Source organism: Pseudomonas sp. XP1, from assembly GCF_053557675.1.
On the sequence record NZ_JBNRIJ010000021.1, the window covers coordinates 15943 to 34394 of the forward strand.

20 protein-coding genes are annotated in these 18452 nt (G+C 63.1%); 14 read left to right on the forward strand and 6 right to left on the reverse strand.

From position 1 onward, the window contains the following. Positions 1-17: 17 nt before the first annotated feature. Together ACK1U9_RS17745 and ACK1U9_RS17750 are read left to right on the forward strand one after the other, a co-directional pair. A complete protein-coding gene (locus ACK1U9_RS17745; protein ID WP_449110068.1) occupies positions 18-293 on the forward strand; it encodes a hypothetical protein in 276 nt (91 codons plus the stop codon). After that, positions 290-541 carry a DUF3077 domain-containing protein gene (locus ACK1U9_RS17750; protein WP_023662451.1) on the forward strand — a complete coding sequence of 84 codons (252 nt, stop codon included), beginning with the start codon at positions 290-292 and terminating at the stop codon, positions 539-541. The genes ACK1U9_RS17745 and ACK1U9_RS17750 overlap by 4 nt, the downstream gene beginning before the upstream one ends. Positions 542-744: 203 nt before the next feature. Here the strand turns inward: ACK1U9_RS17750 and ACK1U9_RS17755 are convergent, their stop codons facing one another. Further along, complete coding sequence (locus ACK1U9_RS17755; RefSeq protein WP_135002995.1) at positions 745-1200, reverse strand: REP-associated tyrosine transposase; 456 nt, start codon at positions 1198-1200, stop codon at positions 745-747. 290 nt (positions 1201-1490) lie between these two features. On the opposite strand from ACK1U9_RS17755, the gene ACK1U9_RS17760 reads away from it, so the two are divergent. Next, a complete protein-coding gene (locus ACK1U9_RS17760; RefSeq protein WP_196188544.1) occupies positions 1491-3434 on the forward strand; it encodes an FTR1 family protein in 1944 nt (647 codons plus the stop codon). 150 nt (positions 3435-3584) lie between these two features. On the opposite strand, the gene ACK1U9_RS17765 is transcribed toward ACK1U9_RS17760, so the two are convergent. Together ACK1U9_RS17765 and ACK1U9_RS17770 are read right to left on the reverse strand one after the other, a co-directional pair. After that, positions 3585-3830, reverse strand: coding sequence for a TIGR02647 family protein (locus tag ACK1U9_RS17765; RefSeq protein WP_015268535.1), 246 nt, complete (start codon positions 3828-3830; stop codon positions 3585-3587). A 70-nt stretch (positions 3831-3900) separates the two neighbouring features. Further along, positions 3901-4203 carry a hypothetical protein gene (locus ACK1U9_RS17770; RefSeq protein WP_046616433.1) on the reverse strand — a complete coding sequence of 101 codons (303 nt, stop codon included), beginning with the start codon at positions 4201-4203 and terminating at the stop codon, positions 3901-3903. Positions 4204-4351: 148 nt separating this feature from the next. On the opposite strand from ACK1U9_RS17770, the gene ACK1U9_RS17775 reads away from it, so the two are divergent. Next, the gene (locus tag ACK1U9_RS17775; RefSeq protein ID WP_046616432.1) at positions 4352-5014 is read left to right on the forward strand and encodes a glutathione S-transferase; all 663 of its coding nucleotides are present in this window, start codon (positions 4352-4354) and stop codon (positions 5012-5014) included. A 132-nt stretch (positions 5015-5146) separates the two neighbouring features. Here ACK1U9_RS17775 and argH read toward each other — a convergent pair whose 3' ends face one another. After that, on the reverse strand, positions 5147-6541 hold the full coding sequence (gene argH, locus ACK1U9_RS17780; protein ID WP_025337274.1) for an argininosuccinate lyase: 1395 nt from the start codon (positions 6539-6541) through the stop codon (positions 5147-5149). A 296-nt stretch (positions 6542-6837) separates the two neighbouring features. Here argH and ACK1U9_RS17785 point away from each other — a divergent pair, with 296 nt between their 5' ends. From ACK1U9_RS17785 to ACK1U9_RS17815, 7 genes are all read left to right on the forward strand, one after another. Beyond that, on the forward strand, positions 6838-7581 hold the full coding sequence (locus ACK1U9_RS17785) for a LytR/AlgR family response regulator transcription factor (RefSeq protein WP_015268539.1): 744 nt from the start codon (positions 6838-6840) through the stop codon (positions 7579-7581). Between the two features lie 190 nt (positions 7582-7771). Next, complete coding sequence (gene hemC, locus ACK1U9_RS17790; RefSeq protein ID WP_046616430.1) at positions 7772-8713, forward strand: hydroxymethylbilane synthase; 942 nt, start codon at positions 7772-7774, stop codon at positions 8711-8713. Next, the gene (locus ACK1U9_RS17795) at positions 8710-9477 is read left to right on the forward strand and encodes a uroporphyrinogen-III synthase (RefSeq protein WP_108481349.1); all 768 of its coding nucleotides are present in this window, start codon (positions 8710-8712) and stop codon (positions 9475-9477) included. The genes hemC and ACK1U9_RS17795 overlap by 4 nt, the downstream gene beginning before the upstream one ends. Before the next feature lie 45 nt (positions 9478-9522). Further along, positions 9523-10623, forward strand: a complete 1101-nt coding sequence (locus tag ACK1U9_RS17800; RefSeq protein ID WP_046616428.1) for a uroporphyrinogen-III C-methyltransferase — start codon at positions 9523-9525, stop codon at positions 10621-10623. Continuing rightward, positions 10620-11858, forward strand: coding sequence for a heme biosynthesis protein HemY (locus ACK1U9_RS17805; RefSeq protein ID WP_046616427.1), 1239 nt, complete (start codon positions 10620-10622; stop codon positions 11856-11858). The genes ACK1U9_RS17800 and ACK1U9_RS17805 overlap by 4 nt, the downstream gene beginning before the upstream one ends. A gap of 221 nt (positions 11859-12079) precedes the next feature. Continuing rightward, positions 12080-12586 (forward strand): disulfide bond formation protein B, encoded by a 507-nt coding sequence (locus ACK1U9_RS17810; protein WP_135003044.1) that lies wholly within the window; start codon positions 12080-12082, stop codon positions 12584-12586. Between the two features lie 230 nt (positions 12587-12816). Continuing rightward, entirely contained in the window at positions 12817-13287 is a 471-nt protein-coding gene (locus ACK1U9_RS17815; RefSeq protein WP_046616425.1) for an Rsd/AlgQ family anti-sigma factor, read from the forward strand. Positions 13288-13296: 9 nt separating this feature from the next. Here the strand turns inward: ACK1U9_RS17815 and ACK1U9_RS17820 are convergent, their stop codons facing one another. Continuing rightward, positions 13297-13935 (reverse strand): FKBP-type peptidyl-prolyl cis-trans isomerase, encoded by a 639-nt coding sequence (locus ACK1U9_RS17820; RefSeq protein WP_135003043.1) that lies wholly within the window; start codon positions 13933-13935, stop codon positions 13297-13299. Positions 13936-14314: 379 nt separating this feature from the next. On the opposite strand from ACK1U9_RS17820, the gene ACK1U9_RS17825 reads away from it, so the two are divergent. Next, entirely contained in the window at positions 14315-15352 is a 1038-nt protein-coding gene (locus ACK1U9_RS17825) for an AlgP family protein (protein WP_449110069.1), read from the forward strand. Here the strand turns inward: ACK1U9_RS17825 and ACK1U9_RS17830 are convergent. After that, positions 15328-15810 (reverse strand): TIGR02444 family protein, encoded by a 483-nt coding sequence (locus tag ACK1U9_RS17830; RefSeq protein WP_046616421.1) that lies wholly within the window; start codon positions 15808-15810, stop codon positions 15328-15330. The genes ACK1U9_RS17825 and ACK1U9_RS17830 overlap by 25 nt on opposite strands. Before the next feature lie 50 nt (positions 15811-15860). Here ACK1U9_RS17830 and ACK1U9_RS17835 point away from each other — a divergent pair, with 50 nt between their 5' ends. After that, on the forward strand, positions 15861-17771 hold the full coding sequence (locus ACK1U9_RS17835) for an ATP-binding cassette domain-containing protein (RefSeq protein WP_085599896.1): 1911 nt from the start codon (positions 15861-15863) through the stop codon (positions 17769-17771). Next, on the forward strand, positions 17771-18358 hold the full coding sequence (locus tag ACK1U9_RS17840; RefSeq protein ID WP_046616419.1) for a mechanosensitive ion channel family protein: 588 nt from the start codon (positions 17771-17773) through the stop codon (positions 18356-18358). The genes ACK1U9_RS17835 and ACK1U9_RS17840 overlap by 1 nt, the downstream gene beginning before the upstream one ends. Positions 18359-18452 lie beyond the last annotated feature (94 nt).

The following is an 18452-nucleotide window of genomic DNA, read 5'->3' on the forward strand; positions in this document are numbered from 1 at the left end:
CCATACGGAGTTCCGCCATGAACAAGCTCGTCCCCGATCCACCAGTTACCGATCTGCTTCTGCTCGATCCTCCCGCACTCTCACTAATCGATCCACTCAGCCCCAAAGACTGCGAAGAGCTGATCAGCGCCATCACCCTGACCATCGACCACACCACCACAGTCCTGCTCGACAACCCTCCCGGCGACATGCGCAATGCCATGGGCATGAATATTCGATTGCTCTGCCGCCTGATCAATGCCGTGTGCGACCGCACCCATGCAACCCGCCACGATCAAAGAGCGACCCGATGAGCGATGATCCAAGAGACTCTGCAACCGCAGGTGTGGAAACCTTCGACTTGTTCCGCCTGCAGCCAAATGTGCCGTTCAGCCATGCTTTCTCGCAGCTATCTGTGCTGCTGGGCTGTATTCGCCACCTGACCACCGAAGCGGAAATGGAAAACGACCGCATTGCCGGTAGCGCTGCGCGGATACTAAGCGAGATGGCCAAGGCCTTGATCGATGATATGGAGCGGGGGATGAACAAGGTTCTTCAATAACCCTAAAAACCCCGGGGCCGCTGTGCGGCCCATCGCCGGCAAGCCAGCTCCCACACTTGTACGCCACTGCTATCGAGTCCTGTGACTTACCTGTGTGGCTTGCCGGCGATGAGGCCCAGACAGGTCAGCGCCTGCCACAGGCCTGATGAGTACTCTGTGGGAGCTGGCTTGCCGGCGATAGGGCCCTGACAGGCAAAGCCCCATCAAAGCCAAATTGCATCCCAATGCGGATAATCCCCCACCCTCGCGACCAATCCTGCCCGCTTCGGATTCATGACAATGTACCGCGCCACCGCCAGCACATTCTCCTCCCGGCGCAATGCTCGGTCATGAAATCCCTTCTGCCAGAGCTGGCCGCTTCGCCCTTGATACCTGTTGATCATCATGGTGCTGCGAGATTTCACCCTGCGCATCAAGCGCTTCAGGTTGCCCGGTCCAAGCTCGACCAGCCAATGAAAGTGATCAGGCATCACCACCCAGGCCAGCGATCTTACGGCACCTTCCTCTTCAGCCTGGCGCAACTCGGCAACCAGCAAGCGGGCCGAGTGAAAGTCATTGAATATTGGGGCCCGGTCAAGGGTTGTGCTGGTAAGCAGATACAATCGACTGGTTTCCGAAAAACGGCCAAGCCGTAACTGATCTGAGTGGGGGCGATCCATGTTCCCTGTCTCCTGATGGTTTGCTCCTCAGGCTAGTGGCTATGGATCTGCGAATAACCAATCAATTGGTACCCGGTGTTTCCAGTGACATCGGCGCAGCCTTCATCGCCGGCAAGCCAGCTCCCACCACGAGCGCATCTCCCTCAAGCCATGTGCAATACCTGTGGGCAGGCAACACAAGACAGAATCTCCCACAGGTTCAGCGCATTCCCCCTCTTCATCTGATTTGTAGCAAGATTTTTCATGAAATCCGCCCGGCACCCTTGAGCGAAGCTAAGTGGAAGTGAACAATGTTCTCTTTCGCATTCCCTTCGAGACTGGCCATGAAAACCCGTTCCCGTCTGCTTGCCTGGCTGCCGGTTATATTGCTCGGCCCGGTGCTGGCGCTGTGCAGCACCTTGGCGCAGGCCGAAGCCTCCGCCGAGGCCACCAAGGCCCTGCACCTGCTGGACTACATTGGCGCCGACTACCCGCCGACCGTACAAGACGGCAAGGTCATCGACGATGGCGAATACCGCGAGCAGCAAGAGTTCAGCGCGGTATTGGCCGAGCTGGTCAAAAGCTTGCCTGCAAACGCCGAGCAAGCTGCTCTGGAGCAAGGCATCCAGGCGTTGCGCCACGCCATCGACCAGCGTCAGGACGGCCCGGCTGTCGCCAAACAGGCCCGCCAATTGGGCGCTCGTCTGGCGGTGGCCTATGAGGTCAGCCAGGCTCCGGTGATTACCCCGGACCCGGCCCGCGGCGCTTCGTTGTACGCGCAAAACTGTTCGATCTGCCACGGCGACACCGGCGCTGGCGATGGCCCGGCCGGCGTGGGCCTTGAGCCTGCACCCGCCAACCTGCGCGATGTCTCCCGCCTCGACCAGTTGAGCCTGTTCGACCTCTACAACACCCTGGCCCTGGGCATCGATGGCACCGAGATGCCGTCCTTTGCCGACCAGTTGGACGACCGCCAGCGCTGGGACGTAGCCGCTTACATCGCCAGCTTCACCGCCAAGCCAGAAGCCGGCAAAGGCGACAAGACCTGGAACATTGGCGACTTGGCCCGCCAGACCCCGGCCGAAGTCGCCGCCAACGAAGGCCCTGCGGTCGTAGAAGCGTTTCGCGCCCAGCGCTCTCAACCGCCACAGGTCAAACGTGGCCCGGCGCAATTGCTCGAGTACACCGCGAGCACCTTGGACAAGAGCCTGGCGGCCTACCGCGCAGGTGATCACGACCAGGCTTATGACCTGTCAGTAGCGGCCTACCTGGAAGGCTTCGAACTGGTGGAAAGCTCGCTGGACAATATCGACACCCAGGCGCGCAAGGACACCGAAAAATCGCTGATGGCCTATCGTCAGTCGCTGCAGGACGGCATGCCCGTGGCCCAGGCCGAGCAACGCCTGAGCGAAGCCAAGGCCAAGCTCGAGCAGGCTTCCAAACTGCTCGGCAGCGATGGCCTGAGCTGGTCGCTGAGCTTTGTATCCGGCTTGCTGATCCTGCTGCGCGAAGGCCTGGAGGCGATTCTGGTGCTGGCGGCGATCCTGGCCTTCCTGCGCAATACCGGCCAGCAGTCGGCGGTGCGCAGCGTCAACATCGGATGGGGGTTGGCACTGGTGGCCGGTTTTGCAACCTGGGCCCTGGCAGCCTATGTGATCGACGTTGGTGGCGCTCAGCGCGAACTGCTGGAAGGTTGCACGGCGCTTTTCGCTGCGGTGATGGTGCTGTGGCTTGGCGTGTGGATGCACGACCGCCGCCATGCGGCCGCGTGGCAGGACTACATCAAGAGCAGCCTGGTCAGTGGTGGCGGACGTTTCGGTTTTGCCGTGCTGGCGTTCTTCTCGGTTTACCGCGAACTGTTCGAAGTGATCCTGTTCTACGAAACCCTGTGGCTGCAGGCCGGCCCAGCCGGGCACCAGGCGGTGCTGGCGGGCGGTGCCACGGCGCTTGTGCTGCTGGTGGGGTTGGCCTGGGTAATTCTGCGTGGTTCGGCCAAGCTGCCGCTGTCGCTGTTCTTCAGCATCAACGCAGCGCTGCTATGTGCCTTGTCGGTGGTGTTTGCCGGGCATGGCGTGAAGGCACTGCAAGAGGCCGGGGTACTTGGCACACGGCCGGTGGCGTTCTTCGAGTTCGACTGGCTGGGGATTCATGCTGACGCCTACTCGCTTTCGGCGCAGGCGCTGGCCTTGCTGGCCATCGTGTTCCTGTACGGGCGCTCGCGCCTGGCGGAAAGGCGCAGGGCAACGGCTAACTGATCGCCTGACAGGCTGGCGCGGCCCCCTGTGGCAGCGGGTTTACCCGCGAAGCAAGCGGCGCGGTGTATGGCACCGGCTTCGCCGGTATTCGCGGCTAAAGCCGCTCCCACAGGGACCGCGCGAGTTTCAAAGTTTGAGCAAGACCGCCATTCAAGCCGGCTGTGGCGCCTTGAGAATGTTCTGCAGCAGCTGGACACTTTCGACAGCGTCATGACCCAGGCTGGTCAGGTAGCCGCCATCGGGTTGATCGGTCAGCCCCTTTTCATGCAAGCGTTGCGCAGCAGCAACCAGAGCAGGGGAGGCGTTCTTGTGAATCTTGATGCCTTCCTGGCTGCTGTCGTGCTTGAACAGCGAAAGTACTTCCAGTTCAGCGATCAGATCGGGGGTAAAAGGCATGGCGACTCCTGACTTCCAGACAAGGATGACGGCACCGTTCTACGGTGCCTGATCTTCGAGTGTAGCCGGGTTATTCGTCCTCGCCTTGATCCATCTCAGGCGGCAGCTCCGGCAGCGCGCGCAGGGCATTCTCGTACCATTCGCCATTGAACGCGCGGTCCTCCACAAGCATGTTATCGATCTCGAAGGCCAGCACGTGGGCCATCAGGTTGAGAATGTCTTCACGCTCATAGCCAACCAGGGTCAGCTTGTTGAAGGTGGCCTTGGCCGCTGGCGGCTCGCCGCTTTCTATCTGGTTTTCGATGGCCTGGGTCAGCGTTGCCTCGGCGAAGGCTTCGTCGTCGTCATTGTCGATGTCGGTGGGCTCGCTCATGGCGGTACTCCTGTGATGTGGAGGCACAGTGTGCCACGCCCGTGGCGGCAATGCCCGGGCATTGACGGGGCGCATGACGCTGGTCAGGGGCGGGCGTACGGTCTATAAATGCCGGGCCAACCCCTTACGGCCTGGAGGCTGTTACCTCATGCTCAAGCTTCATGGATTCTCGGTCAGCAACTACTACAACATGGTCAAGCTGGCCCTGCTGGAAAAAGGCCTGCCCTTCGAGGAAGTCACCTTCTATGGCGGCCAGGCGCCACAGGCGCTGGAAGTGAGCCCGCGAGGCAAGGTCCCGGTGCTGCAGACCGAACACGGCTTCCTCAGCGAAACAAGCGTGATCCTCGACTATATCGAGCAGACTCAAGGCGGCAAGGCGCTGCTGCCGGCCGACCCGTTCGGGCAAGCCAAGGTGCGCGAGCTGCTCAAGGAAATCGAGCTGTACATCGAGCTGCCGGCGCGTACCTGCTATGCCGAGTCTTTCTTTGGTATGCAGGTCGAGCCACTGATAAAGGAGAAAGCCCGTGCCGACCTGCTGGCCGGTTTTGCCACGCTCAAGCGCAACGGCCGCTTCACGCCCTATGTGGCGGGTGAGCAACTGACCCTGGCAGACCTGATGTTCTGCTTCTCGGTCGATCTGGCCTGCGCGGTGGGCAAGAAGGTGCTGAACATCGACTTCCTGGCAGACTTCCCGCAGGCCAAGGCGTTGCTGCAGCTGATGGGCGACAACCCGCACATGGCGCGGATCGTGGCGGACAAGGAGGCGGCGATGCCGGCCTTCATGGAGATGATTCGCAGCGGTAAACGCTAAAAGCAAGGGCTGCTTCGCAGCCCATCGCCGGCAAGCCAGCTCCCACAGGTACAGTGCTTACCTTGAGGGTCACGCTATACCTGTGGGAGCTGGCTTGCCGGCGATCGAGGGCAAAGCCCTCGCCTTGAGGCCTTAACGCGAAGCCAGCAGCGCCTTGCCGCGGGCGACGGCCGCACGCACCTGCGCCGGCGCGGTACCACCAATGTGGTTACGGGCATTCACCGAGCCTTCCAGGGTCAGCACGGCAAACACGTCCTGCTCGATCTGGTCGCTGAACTGGCGCAGTTCGTCCAGGCTCATTTCGGCCAGGTCCTTGCCGGTGTCCACGCCATATTTCACCGCATGACCCACGATCTCGTGGCAGTCACGGAACGGCAGGCCACGGCGTACCAGGTAGTCGGCCAGGTCGGTGGCGGTGGAGAAACCGCGCAGGGCCGCTTCACGCATGATGGCGTGCTTGGGCTTGATTGCCGGGATCATGTCGGCAAAGGCACGCAGCGAGTCGCGCAGGGTGTCGGCGGCGTCGAACAGCGGTTCCTTGTCTTCCTGGTTGTCCTTGTTGTAGGCCAGCGGCTGGCCTTTCATCAGGGTCAGCAGGCCGGTCAGGGCACCAAACACGCGGCCGCTCTTGCCACGTACCAGTTCCGGCACGTCCGGGTTCTTTTTCTGCGGCATGATCGAGCTGCCAGTGCAGAAGCGGTCTGGCAGGTCGATGAACTGGAACTGCGCGCTGGTCCACAGCACCAGCTCTTCGGAGAAGCGCGACAGGTGCATCATCGCCACGCTGGCGGCGGCGCAGAATTCAATGGCGAAGTCGCGGTCCGACACGCCGTCCAGCGAGTTGCCGGCCACGGCTTCGAAGCCCAGCAGCTTGCAGGTGAGTTCGCGGTCGATCGGGTAGGTGGTGCCTGCCAGCGCGGCGCTGCCCAGGGGCATGCGGTTGGCACGCTTGCGGCAGTCGACCAGGCGCTCATAGTCGCGGCTGAGCATCTCGAACCAGGCCAGCAGGTGATGGCCGAAGGTGACCGGCTGGGCCGTCTGCAGGTGGGTGAAACCGGGCATGATGGTTTCGGCTTCACGCTCGGCCTGCTCCAGCAGGCCCTGTTGCAGGCGGGTGATTTCGGCCAGGATCAGGTCGATTTCATCGCGCAGCCAAAGGCGAATGTCGGTGGCCACCTGGTCGTTGCGGCTACGGCCGGTGTGCAGCTTCTTGCCGGTGATGCCGATACGGTCGGTCAGGCGTGCCTCGATGTTCATGTGCACATCTTCGAGGTCGACGCGCCAGTCGAAGGTGCCGGCCTCGATCTCGCCCTGGATGGTTTTCAGGCCATCGATGATGGTGTCGCGCTCGGCATCGCTGAGCACGCCGACCTGCGCCAGCATGGTGGCATGGGCGATCGAACCCATGATGTCGTGGCGGTACAGGCGCTTGTCGAAATCGACCGAGGCGGTGAAACGGGCGACGAAGGCGTCGACGGGCTCACTGAAGCGGCCGCCCCAGGACTGATTGGTCTTGTCGGTGCTCATGGATTCACTCATTGCAGGCGTGAACGAAAAAGTGCCGCCGATGATAGCAGGGTTGGACTGGCCGCCGCAGGGCGCTGGTCGATAGAAATGCTCGGAAAACGACAGAGAAGGATTTGCAGGAATGAACGGCAGTGTTCCACGGACCGTCTACAGTTGGACAGAGGACTGGCAGTGAATCTGCCGGCCGAGTGAATCTTTGGCCATCGCACCGGTCTAGAGCGTGACCTCAGTGTCGCTCGAACCATACCTGTCTACGCTATACCTGTGCGAGACTCATTCAGGAATCCAGCGCAATTATGAATGTCCTGATCGTTGATGACGAACCCCAAGGCCGTGAGCGCCTCAGCCGGCTGCTCGGCGAACTGGAGGGCTACACCGTGCTGGAGCCTAGCGCCACCAACGGCGAAGAGGCCTTGGCGCTGATCGAAAGCCTCAAGCCCGATGTGGTCCTGCTGGACATCGGCATGCCTGGCCTGGACGGCCTGCAGGTTGCTGCTCGCCTGTGCGAGCGCGAGGCGCCGCCGGCGGTGGTGTTTTGCACCGGGGACGATGAATACGGTGCCGAGGCTTTCAAGGACAGTACCCTCAGCCATGTGACCAAACCTTTCCAGGCCCAAGCCTTGCGCGATGCCTTGCGCAAGGCTGAAAAGCCCAACCGGGCCCAGTTGGCGGCGCTCACCAGGCCAGCCAATGAAGGTGGCGGCCCGCGTAGCCACATCAGTGCCCGCACGCGCAAAGGCATCGAGCTGATCCCTTTGCCACAGGTGATCTATTTCATTGCCGACCACAAGTACGTGACCTTGCGCCATGAGGCCGGGGAGGTCCTGCTCGACGAGCCGCTCAAGGCCTTGGAAGACGAGTTTGGCGAACGCTTCGTGCGTATCCACCGCAATGCGCTGGTCGCCCGTGAGCGTATCGAACGCCTGCAGCGCACGCCGCTGGGACATTTCCAGCTATACCTGAAAGGCCTGGACGGAGACGCCCTGACCGTCAGCCGGCGCCACGTGGCCGGTGTGCGCAAGATGATGCAGACCCTCTGAGCCTGGACCGGCCCAATCGCTGACAAGCTCCACAGGTATAGCGTCAGCGTTGAGCCTTGCACGGCTTCTGTGGGAGCTGGCTTGCCGGCGATTGGACGGTACAGGTGAGCACAGGATCCTGATCCACATCTGCTAGCGATACCGGCGATGCTGTTATCATCGGCAGCATTTCTCTGGATCGGGGCGTTCCATGTCCACTCGCGAAATCCGCATTGCCACCCGTAAAAGTGCCTTGGCCTTGTGGCAGGCCGAATACGTCAAAGCCCGCCTCGAGCAGGCCCACCCCGGTCTGCTGGTGACCCTTGTGCCCATGGTCAGCCGTGGCGACAAGCTCCTCGACGCGCCGCTGGCGAAGATCGGTGGCAAGGGTCTGTTCGTCAAGGAACTGGAAACCGCCCTGCTGGACAATGAAGCCGACATCGCCGTGCATTCGATGAAGGACGTGCCCATGGACTTTCCTGAAGGCCTGGGCCTGTACTGCATCTGTGAGCGCGAAGACCCGCGCGATGCCTTCGTTTCCAATACCTTCGACAACCTCGAAGCGCTGCCTGCCGGCAGCATCGTCGGTACCTCCAGCCTGCGCCGCCAGGCTCAGCTGCTGGCGCGTCGCCCGGACCTGGAAATCCGCTTCCTGCGTGGCAACGTCAACACCCGCCTGGCCAAGCTGGATGCCGGTGAGTACGACGCTATCATCCTTGCCGCTGCCGGCTTGATTCGCCTGGGTTTCGAGGACCGCATCACTTCCGCCATCAGCGTCGATGACAGCCTGCCGGCAGGCGGCCAGGGTGCGGTGGGTATCGAATGTCGCAGTGCCGACCACGAAATCCATGCACTGCTGGCGCCGCTGCACCATGCCGATACTGCCGACCGGGTGGTGGCCGAGCGTGCCCTGAACAAGCGCCTGAATGGTGGCTGCCAGGTACCGATTGCCTGCTATGCGGTGCTTGAAGGTGACCAGCTGTGGCTGCGTGGCCTGGTAGGCCAACCCAGCGGCGGTACCCTGTTGGTGGCCGATGCCCGCGCACCACGTACTGCCGCCGAAACCCTGGGCGTGCAGGTGGCCGAGGACCTGCTGGGGCAGGGCGCCGAGGCCATCCTCAAGGAAGTCTACGGCGAGGCCGGCCACCCGTGAGTTCGTGGCGCCTGTTGCTGACCCGGCCTGCCGAGGACTGTGCGGCACTGGCGCAAAGCCTGGCAGCGGAGGGGATAGCCAGCAGCTGCCTGCCGCTGCTGGCTATCGAGCCCGTCGTTGTGAATAACCAGCAACGCCTGTTGCTGGAAGGCCTGCAGGGCTTCCAGGCGATCATCGTGGTCAGCAAGCCGGCAGCCCGGTTGTTGCTTGAGCAACTGGCCGATGCCGGCCTGCAGCCCCCGGTGCAAGGCTGGTTCACCGTGGGTGAAGCGACCGCCGCCGTGCTGCAGGGTGCGGGCCTGGCGGTGAGCTTCCCCCCACGTGGCGATGACAGCGAAGCGTTGCTGGCGCTGCCGGCCCTGCGCCAGGCAGTTGCCGTGCCGGCACCACGGATCTTGATCGTTCGTGGTGTGGGAGGTCGCGAACTGCTGGCAGAGCGTCTTGCAGAGCAAGGTGCTAGTGTCGATTATCTGGAACTGTATCGTCGCTGCCTGCCGGCTTACCCGGTGGGCACCCTGATGCGCCGCATCGAAGCGGAACGCCTCAATGGCCTGGTGGTCAGCAGTGGGCAGGGTTTTGAACACTTGCAGCAGATGGCCGGCGCCGATTGGCCGCAGCTCGCGCGTCTGCCGCTGTTCGTGCCCAGCCCTCGGGTTGCCGATCAGGCAAGGGCCGCCGGAGCCCAACAGGTTGTGGATTGCCGTGGCGCCAGTGCCACGGCCTTGCTGGCAGCCGTGCAGCGCAGCGCTGCACCTGCCTCTTAAGGCGCTAAGCTGAACGCGATGCGCCCCCATGCAAAGGATGGATACGTGAGCGAGACTGTCTTGTCCAATAACGATCAGCCGTCGGCACAGGCGCCGGCGGAACCCGTCACCGCTCCACCTGCCAAGCGCTCCGGCAGTGGTCTGGCAACGCTGGCCCTGCTGTTGGGCGCGGCCGGGGTAGCGGTAGGTGGCTGGGGTGTCTGGCAGGTACGTCAACTGCAAGGCAGCGAATTCAACCAGGGCCAGCACATCGAGGCGCTCAACCAGCGCGCCGAGGCGCTGCAGCAGCGTGAACAGCAGATCAGCGCGCAACTGGCCAGCCTGCCGGCGGCCAGCGAGCTGGAGGACCGCCGCCGCCTGGTGGCACAACTGCAAGGCGATCAGCAACGCCTCAGCCAGCGGTTGGAAACCATACTGGGCGAAAGCCGCAAGGAATGGCGCCTGGCCGAGGCCGAGCACCTGCTGCGCCTCGCCACCCTGCGCCTGTCGGCGCTGCAGGACATCACCAGTGCCAAGGCCTTGGTAGAGGGTGCCGACGAGATCCTGCGCGAGCAGAGTGATCCGGGTGCTTTCGCCGCCCGTGAGCAACTGGCGCGCAGCCTGGCCACGCTCAACAGCACCCAGCAACCGGACCGTACCGGCCTGTTCCTGAAACTGGCGGCTCAGCGCGAGCTGGTGCAGCAACTCAGCGCCCAGTCGCCGGAGTTCGACACCAATGCCGATGCCCTGGGCGCGCTAACCGCCGATGGTGATGGCGCCAGTCGCCTGTCCCAGTGGTGGGCCGAGATCTCCAAGTACTTCCAGATCGACTTCAACGCCGATGACAACGTGCGCCCGCTGCTGGCCGGGCAGCAACTGAACCAGCTGCGCCTGGCCCTGAGCCTGACCATCGAGCAGGCCCAGTGGGCAGCGCTCAATGGCGATAGCAAGGTCTACACCCAGGCGCTGGACGACGCTCGCAGCGTGCTGCTGGCCAACTTCAACGCCGACAACCCGCAAAGCAAGGCCATGCTTGACAGCCTCAATGCCCTGGCCGAGCAGCCGGTGTCGGTGGTAACCCCTGACCTCAGTGAAAGCCTGGCCGCAGTGCAGGCCTATATACAGCGCCGCCACCTGCCGGCCGAGGCTGAAGGGGGCAAGCCATGAAGCGTGTCTACCTGCTGGCCGTGCTGGCGATCGTGGTCGCCGCGGCGCTGGGTATCGCGGTCGCCAAGCACAGCGGCTACGTGCTGATCTCGTATGGCAGCTTCCGCTACCAGTCGGGGCTGTGGGCGGCACTGGCCGGCTTGCTGGCTGTGGTGTTGCTGCTGTGGCTGGTGCGCTATCTGGTCGGCCTGGTGCTGACCTCCAGCGGCGTGGTCAACCCGTGGTCCCGGCGTAATCGCAGCCGGCGCGTTCGTCTGGCCATCGAGCAGGGCCAACTGGACCTCGCCGAGGGCCGTTGGGCCAGTGCCCAGCGGCATCTGCATCGTGCCGCCGAGGCCGAGCGCCAGCCGTTGCTGTACTACCTCGGTGCCGCGCGTGCTGCCAACGAGCAAGGCCGAACCGAGGACAGCGACAACCTGCTTGAACGTGCCCTGGAGCGCCAGCCGCAAGCGGAACTGGCTATCGCCCTTACTCATGCACAGTTGCAGATGGACCGTGGCGAAAGCGACGGCGCCCTGGAAACCCTGCTGGCCATGCAGGAGCGCCACCCGCACAACGGTCAGGTGCTGCGCCTGCTGCAGCGCCTGTACCTGGAGCGCGGCGACTGGTCGGCACTGATTCGCCTGCTGCCCGACCTGCGCAAGGGCAAGGTGCTGCCTGCCGCCGAGCTGGCTGCCCTGGAGCAACGTGCCTGGGGCCAGAACCTGAGCCTGGCCACCACCCGTGGCGAGGACGCGCAAGGTGCCCGTCAGGCCCTGGAGCGCGCCTGGCAGCAGCTGACCGCAGCCCAGCGCCAGGAGCCACAGCTGGTGCTGGCCTATGCCGAGCAATTGCGCCAGGTGGGCGCCCAGAGCGAAGCCGAACAAGTGCTACGTACTGCCCTGAAGCGTGAATACGAAAGCCACTTGGCCCGCCTGTATGGCTTGGTGCGCGGCGATGACCCTGCGCGCCAGCTGCAAACTGCCGAAGGTTGGCTCAAGGCCCACCCGCAAGACGCCAGCCTGCTGCTTACCCTGGGCCGTCTGAGCCTGCAGAACCGCCTGTGGGGCAAAGCGCGCGACTACCTGGAAAGCAGCCTGCGCATGGAGCGCAATCCCGAGGCCTGTGCCGAGCTGGCGCGCCTGCTCGCCGGCCTTGGCGAAACAGAGCGCAGCAACCAGCTGTTCCAGGAGGGCCTCGGCCTGTTGGACGAGCGCCTGCTAGCCCTGCCTTTGCCCGAAGGCGTACGCGCCTGACCTACCCTGGGGCCCGCGCAAAGGTGCGGGCCCCGGGGGCGGGTAACTTTTCTTTCGATGTAAGTTAGATCTGCAGTCCATTTCTTCAGATATTTCCTACTTCATGATTGGAAATTTCCTTCGCGATTCAGCGACTTGTCGTTGCTGTCGCGCCTTGAAACAAAGCGCGTCTTTCCTCTACCGTTTCAAGCCACTTCATTATCCCGGGACCTTCACCGCCCATGTTGCCGGCCCGTTTACGCACCTTTTTCCTACCTGCCTGCCTTGCTGCATTGGCGGTACTGGCCGCGTCCTTTCACCTGGAAAACGTTCTGGGCCTGGTGCCCTGCCCGTTGTGTTTCAGCCAGCGGCTGCTGCTGGGCGTATACGCGCTGCTGTGCCTGGCGGCGGTGCTGCACGCACCGGGTACGGCGGGCATTCGCTGTTACGCGCGGGCAACGCTGGGGTGTTCCCTGGCTGGGGCGTTGCTGGCAGCGCGACATGTCTGGTTACAAGGGGATGACGGGGCCATCTCTGTCTGCCCTGTGCCGCTCGGGCGGCTGTTCGAGCAATCCTGGGGCGAGGCGGCTCGGCAATTGTTGTTCGGTGGGCCGGATTGCAACTCGCTGACCTGGAGCTTTCTCGACCTGACCCTGCCCGAGTGGAGCCTGCTGGCCTTCCTGCTGCTGGCGGTACTGCCCTTGAGTTGCCTGCTGGCGTATCGTTTCCGCACACTGGCGAGAACATGACCTGGCGCAAGGTTGCACCATTGGCACGACCAATGGCCGTGTAACAGGGTATTAAACACTTGTATGAACTTTGTCCGCTGCGTACCTTGAAGGGCAGCACGCGCGGGAATAATCTCCCAGCACGCATACCGAAAACACAACTGCTCGATGCCGCCTGCTGATGTCACCTTTGTGCTGCACGGTCGTGGTGCGAGGTGCAGCGGCATCTACCCAGAAGGGAAGAGATCGCCATGCTCGATAGTTGTCAGAACGCTCAGGAACGCTGGGGTGGGGTTCACAAACTGATCGACCGCTGGCTGGAGGAGCGCCAGGAACTGGTGCAGGCTTTCCGCGCACTGCGCGATGCCAGGCCGGCCTTCGCCGACAAGGACACGAACGGGGAGTTTTGCGCGCTCCTTGTGGACTACGTTTCGGCGTGGCATTTCGAAGTCTGCGAGCAGTTGGTCAGTGAGGCCAAGGCCTTCGGCGACCAGAAGGCGCTGAAGCTGGCGGAAGAGATCAACCCACGGATCAACGACAGTACGCAGATCGCCCTGGCCTTCAATGACCATTGCGCCAAGGGTGAGTGCAAGGACACCGAACGCTTTGCCGAAAAGCTGGGCAAGCTGGGTGGCCTGCTGCACGAGCGCTTCGAACTGGAAGACTGCCTGATCGAAGTGTTGCACAACGCGCACAAGGAAGAAGGCGCGGTCCAGGCCTGAGGGTTGGCGTCAGTCGCCAACCGCCAGCAGTTCGATCTCGAACACCAAGGGTGTATAGGGTTCTATAAGGTCGCCCGCGCCCTCGGCGCCATAAGCTTGCGCTGAGGGAATCACCAGGCGCCATTTGGCGCCGGTGCGCATCTTTGGCAAGGCCACCTGCCACCCTTCGATTACCGAGTCCAGGCTGAACCACTGGGGCGTCTGGTTCTGGTCGAACACCGAACCGTCTGGCAGCCTGCCCACGTAGCGCACCTGCACCTTGCCACCGGCTTTGGGCTGCGCGCCCATACCTGCTTGCAGTTCGCTGTAGAGCACGCCCTCCGGTAGTTCATGTACGCCATGGCGACCACGCTCGTTGGCCATGAAGCGTGTTTCGGCAGCTTGAAGTTTCTGGATGGCGGCATCGCCTTCCTGCGCTTCCTGTTGCTGGAGCAAGGCCTGCATGCGTGCCTTTTCGAGTTTCAGCGGTTGCCCCTGGTAGGACTGGCGCAGGCCTTCTACCAGCGCATCCAGCTGCAGGCCCGGCATATCCTGGCGCAGCCGCTCACCCAGGCTGGCGCCGATGCTGTAGGCGAGGTCATGTTCTTCGCTGTCGGCCAGGGCGATGGGTGCCAGCAGGCATAAACCTAAAACAAGATATCGAGGCATGGTCAGTTCCTGCGCCAATGAGCGGGGAAGTATGCCAGTGTTCAGTTTTGTATTGTGTGCTCGCTGTCCTTGTAGGAGCGGCCTTTTGTCGCGACAGGGCTGCGAAGCAGCCCCGGCAATATCTGCGGTGGTGCTGAAACCCAGGGGCTGCTCCGCAGCCCATCGCGACACAAGGCCGCTCCTGCAGACGGATGTGCAATACAGATAATTGCCAAATATCAGCAATGATTTATTCAGCAACTACACTTGCTCGGAGCTGCAAGATAACAACTTTGCCCAGGCATGCAACGCGGCGTAAACAATACTGTCAACATGCCCTAGCGGCGGTAGCAGCAGAAGCATAGTATGAGCCGCAATCTCGTCAGCCAGGAGGTAAACCATGTCGGCTAAAAAGAAGCCAGTAAGCACGCCGTTACACCTGCTCCAGCAACTTTCGGGCAGCTTGCTCGAACACTTGGAAGATGCCTGCTCGCAAGCGCTGGCTGATGCGGAAAAACTGCTGGCCAAGTTGGAAAAGCAGCGTGGCAAGGCCCAGGAAAAACTGCACAACGGTCGCCTGAAACTGCAAGACGCGGCCAAGGCAGGTAAAGCCAAGGCGCAGACCAAGGCGCAAAAAGCCATTGGCGAACTTGAAGAACTGCTCGATTCCCTCAAGGAACGTCAAACCCAGACTCGTTCTTATATTCAGCAACTCAAGCGCGATGCGCAGGACAGCCTCAAGCTGGCCCAAGGTGTAGGCAAGGTTCGCGAAGCTGCAGCCAAGGCGCTTGACCAGCGTGCTGCCAAGACCTCCAAACCGGCAGCCGCCAAACCCGTCACCAAGGCTGCTGCAGCGAAACCTGCAGCCAAGCCAGCCGCCAGGGCCACTGCCGCTGCCAAACCTGCAGCCAAGCCAGCCGCCAGGGCCAGTGCCGCCGCCAAACCTGCAGCCAAGCCAGCCGCCAAGGCCAGTGCTGCTGCCAAACCTGCAGCCAAGCCAGCCGCCAGGGCCACTGCCGCTGCCAAACCTGCAGCCAAGCCAGCCGCCAAGGCCAGTGCTGCTGCCAAACCTGCAGCCAAGCCAGCCGCCAAGGCCAGTGCTGCTGCCAAACCTGCGGCCAAGCCAGCCACCAAGGCCACTGCTGCTGCCAAACCTGCAGCCAAGCCAGCCGCCAAGGCCACTGCCGCAGCCAAGCCTGCAGCCAAGCCCGCTGCCGCCAAGCCGGCCGCGAAACCCGCTGCTGCCAAGGCCCCAGCACGTACGGCTGCCAAACCAGCAACTGCCAAGCCTGTTGCCAGCAAGCCAGCCGAAGCCAAACCAGCTACGCCAGCCGCCAGCACTCCAGCCGCTGCGACCAACTCGGCCACGCCGGCAGCTTCGGTAGCGCCATCGGCACCTGCCAGCAACCCGGTTCAGGCACCGTCTTCGGCGTCCTGAAGCGCTGCCGCCGCGACGCGCAACTCAACCAGCGCGTCGTGGTGGCGGGCCTGGTCCGGCGCCAGCCGGGCCAGCCAGCCATCCGTGGGCTCATGGGCGCCAACCGGCCACTGTCGCGAACGCTCCTGCAGGCGCTCCAGCAAGGCCTTCTCGGCCTGTAATTCCAATACCTTCACCTGCTCACGCAACACCGCCAGCTGCGCATCACTTTGCGCTGCTGCTTGCCACTGTTGGCGCAAGCAGCGCAATGGCTTGATCACGTCGCGCTGCCAGGGCTCGGTAATCTCGCGCAATACTGTCACGCGTTGCTCTCGCACGGCCACGCCACGCACCTGCAGCCAGGTTGCGCACAGCAGCAGACAGACATCGCCACCCAACGCCTGCAGTTCTAGGCAGGCGGCTTCTACGCCGGGCCTGGCGTACAGGGCCAGGGCGTGATTCCACAGGTCGGTGTGCATGGTTCCACTCGCGCTATGGGCCGAGGAAGCTGGTAGACTCCGCGACCATCATGATCAGACTATCCAACCTCACTTTACAGCGTGGTCCGCAGCGCTTGCTAGAAGGCGCCGAGATGACCCTGCACACCGGTCACAAGGCCGGCCTGATCGGCGCCAACGGCGCCGGGAAATCCAGCCTGTTCGCCTTGCTGCGCGGTGAGCTGTCGCCCGATGCCGGCGACTGCCAGCTGCCCGGTGACTGGCGCATCGCCCACATGCGCCAGGAGGTCGATACCCTCGACCGCCTGGCCGTGGACTATGTGCTCGACGGTGATGTGCGCCTGCGCAAGGTCCAGTCCGAGCTGGCCGCGGCCGAGCAGGCCCATGATGGTACCGCCCTGGCACGCCTGCACATTGAGCTGGATAGCGCCGACGGCTATACCGCCGACGCCCGCGCCCGCAAGTTGCTGGCCGGCCTTGGTTTCACCAACGAACAGATGGACCGCCGCGTCGGCGACTTCTCCGGTGGCTGGCGGATGCGCCTGAACCTGGCCCAGGCCCTGATGTGCCCGTCCGACCTGCTGCTGCTCGACGAGCCCACCAACCACCTGGACCTGGACGCTATCCTGTGGCTGGAGGACTGGCTCAAGGGCTACCCCGGCACGTTGTTGCTGATCTCCCACGACCGCGACTTCCTCGATGCCGTGGTCGACCATGTGCTCCATGTCGAGCAGCGCAAGCTGAACCTGTACAAAGGCGGCTACACCGCCTTCGAGCGCACCCGGGCCGAGCGCCTGGCGCAACAGCAGCAGGCCTACGAGAAGCAGCAGGCCCAGCGTGCGCACATGGAAAAGTACATTGCCCGCTTCAAGGCCCAGGCCACCAAGGCCCGCCAGGCACAGAGCCGGATCAAGGCCCTGGAGCGCATGGAAGAGCTGTCGGCGGCGCATGTCGATTCGCCGTTCGACTTCGTTTTCCGCGAGTCGCAGAAAATCTCCAGCCCGCTGCTCAGCCTGTCCGAAGGCCGCCTGGGTTACGGTAACAAGGCGATCCTCGACAAGGTCAAGCTGCAGCTCACCCCCGGTGCGCGCATTGGCCTGCTCGGCCCCAACGGCGCTGGCAAGTCGACCCTGATCAAGAACCTCGCTGGCGAGCTCGAGCCATTGTCGGGCCGCCTGGTGCGGGGTGAGAACCTGGCCGTGGGCTACTTCGCCCAGCACCAGCTGGATTCGCTGGATGACAAGGCCAGCCCGCTGTTGCACCTGCAGCGCATTGCCCCCACCGAGCGTGAGCAGACCCTGCGCGACTTCCTGGGCGGTTTCGACTTCCATGGCGACCGCGTCGACGAGCCGGTGGTGAACTTCTCCGGTGGTGAGAAGGCTCGCCTGGCGCTGGCCTTGATCGCCTGGGAGCGCCCGAACCTGCTGCTGCTCGACGAACCGACCAACCACCTCGACCTGGAAATGCGCCTGGCGCTGACCATGGCCCTGCAGGAGTTTGCCGGTGCCGTGGTGGTGGTATCGCACGACCGTCACCTGCTCAAGAGCACTACCGACGACTTCCTGTTGGTGGCTGACGGCAAGGTCGACATCTTCGATGGTGACCTGGACGACTACAGCCGCTGGCTGGTCGAGTACCGCCAGCGCAGCGCGCCGGCCAGTACAGCCCCGGTCAACCCGGACAAGACCGACAAGAAAGCCCAGCGCCAGGCTGCCGCGGCCTTGCGCCAGCAACTGGCCCCGCACAAGAAGGCCGCCGACAAGCTTGAAGCCGAGCTTAACCAGGTGCACGCGCAACTGGCCGAGATCGAGACCGCATTGGGTGATGGTGGCCTCTACGACGCGTCGCGAAAGGACGAGTTGCGTGACCTGCTGGCGCGCCAGACCAAGCTGAAGCAGCGCGAAGGTGAACTGGAAGAGGCCTGGATGGAAGCGCTGGAAACCCTCGAAAGCATGCAGGCCGAGCTTGAGGCGCTGTCCTGATGGAGGAACTGCGTTCGCTGCTGCCAGGGCAATGGATGGACACTTTCTGGTTGGGCTTGCAGATCCTGTTGATCCTGGTAGCGGCCTTCGTCCTGCAGCGCATCGTTGCACGCGGTCTGAGTCGCCTGAGCCAGCGTTACCCGTTGCCGCCGGAGCTGCTGGTACCGGTGCGTGGCGGCCTGCGCTGGCTGATCATGGGCAGCGCGTTGCTGTTCGTGCTGGAGCGCCTGGGTGTGTCGGCGACTGTGCTGTGGACAGCACTGTCCGGCTTCGTCGCGGTGGCGGCGGTGGCCTTCTTCGCCATGTGGAGCGTGCTGTCCAACCTGCTGTGCGCCGTGCTGATCTTCACCGTAGGGCCGTTTCGTATCGGTGACGTGGTCGAACTGGTCGACACCCTGGACAAGCCGGGCGTCAAGGGCCGGGTGATTGCCATCAACCTGCTGTTCACCACCCTGATGGAAATGCCCGAGGCGGGCGGGGCGCTGGTGCAGGTGCCCAATAGCCAGTTCTTCCAGAAGTCGGTACGGCGCTGGCGCGGGGCTGAGGTGCAGTCCATGCACAAAGAGTCGCCTGTCGAGGTTGACTGAATTTGCAACGGCCTCTTCGCGGGTACAGGCAGAACAAAACCTGCAAAATTTACTGGTTATTTTTTCACCAACACCTTAGCTTAACGTTTTGCAA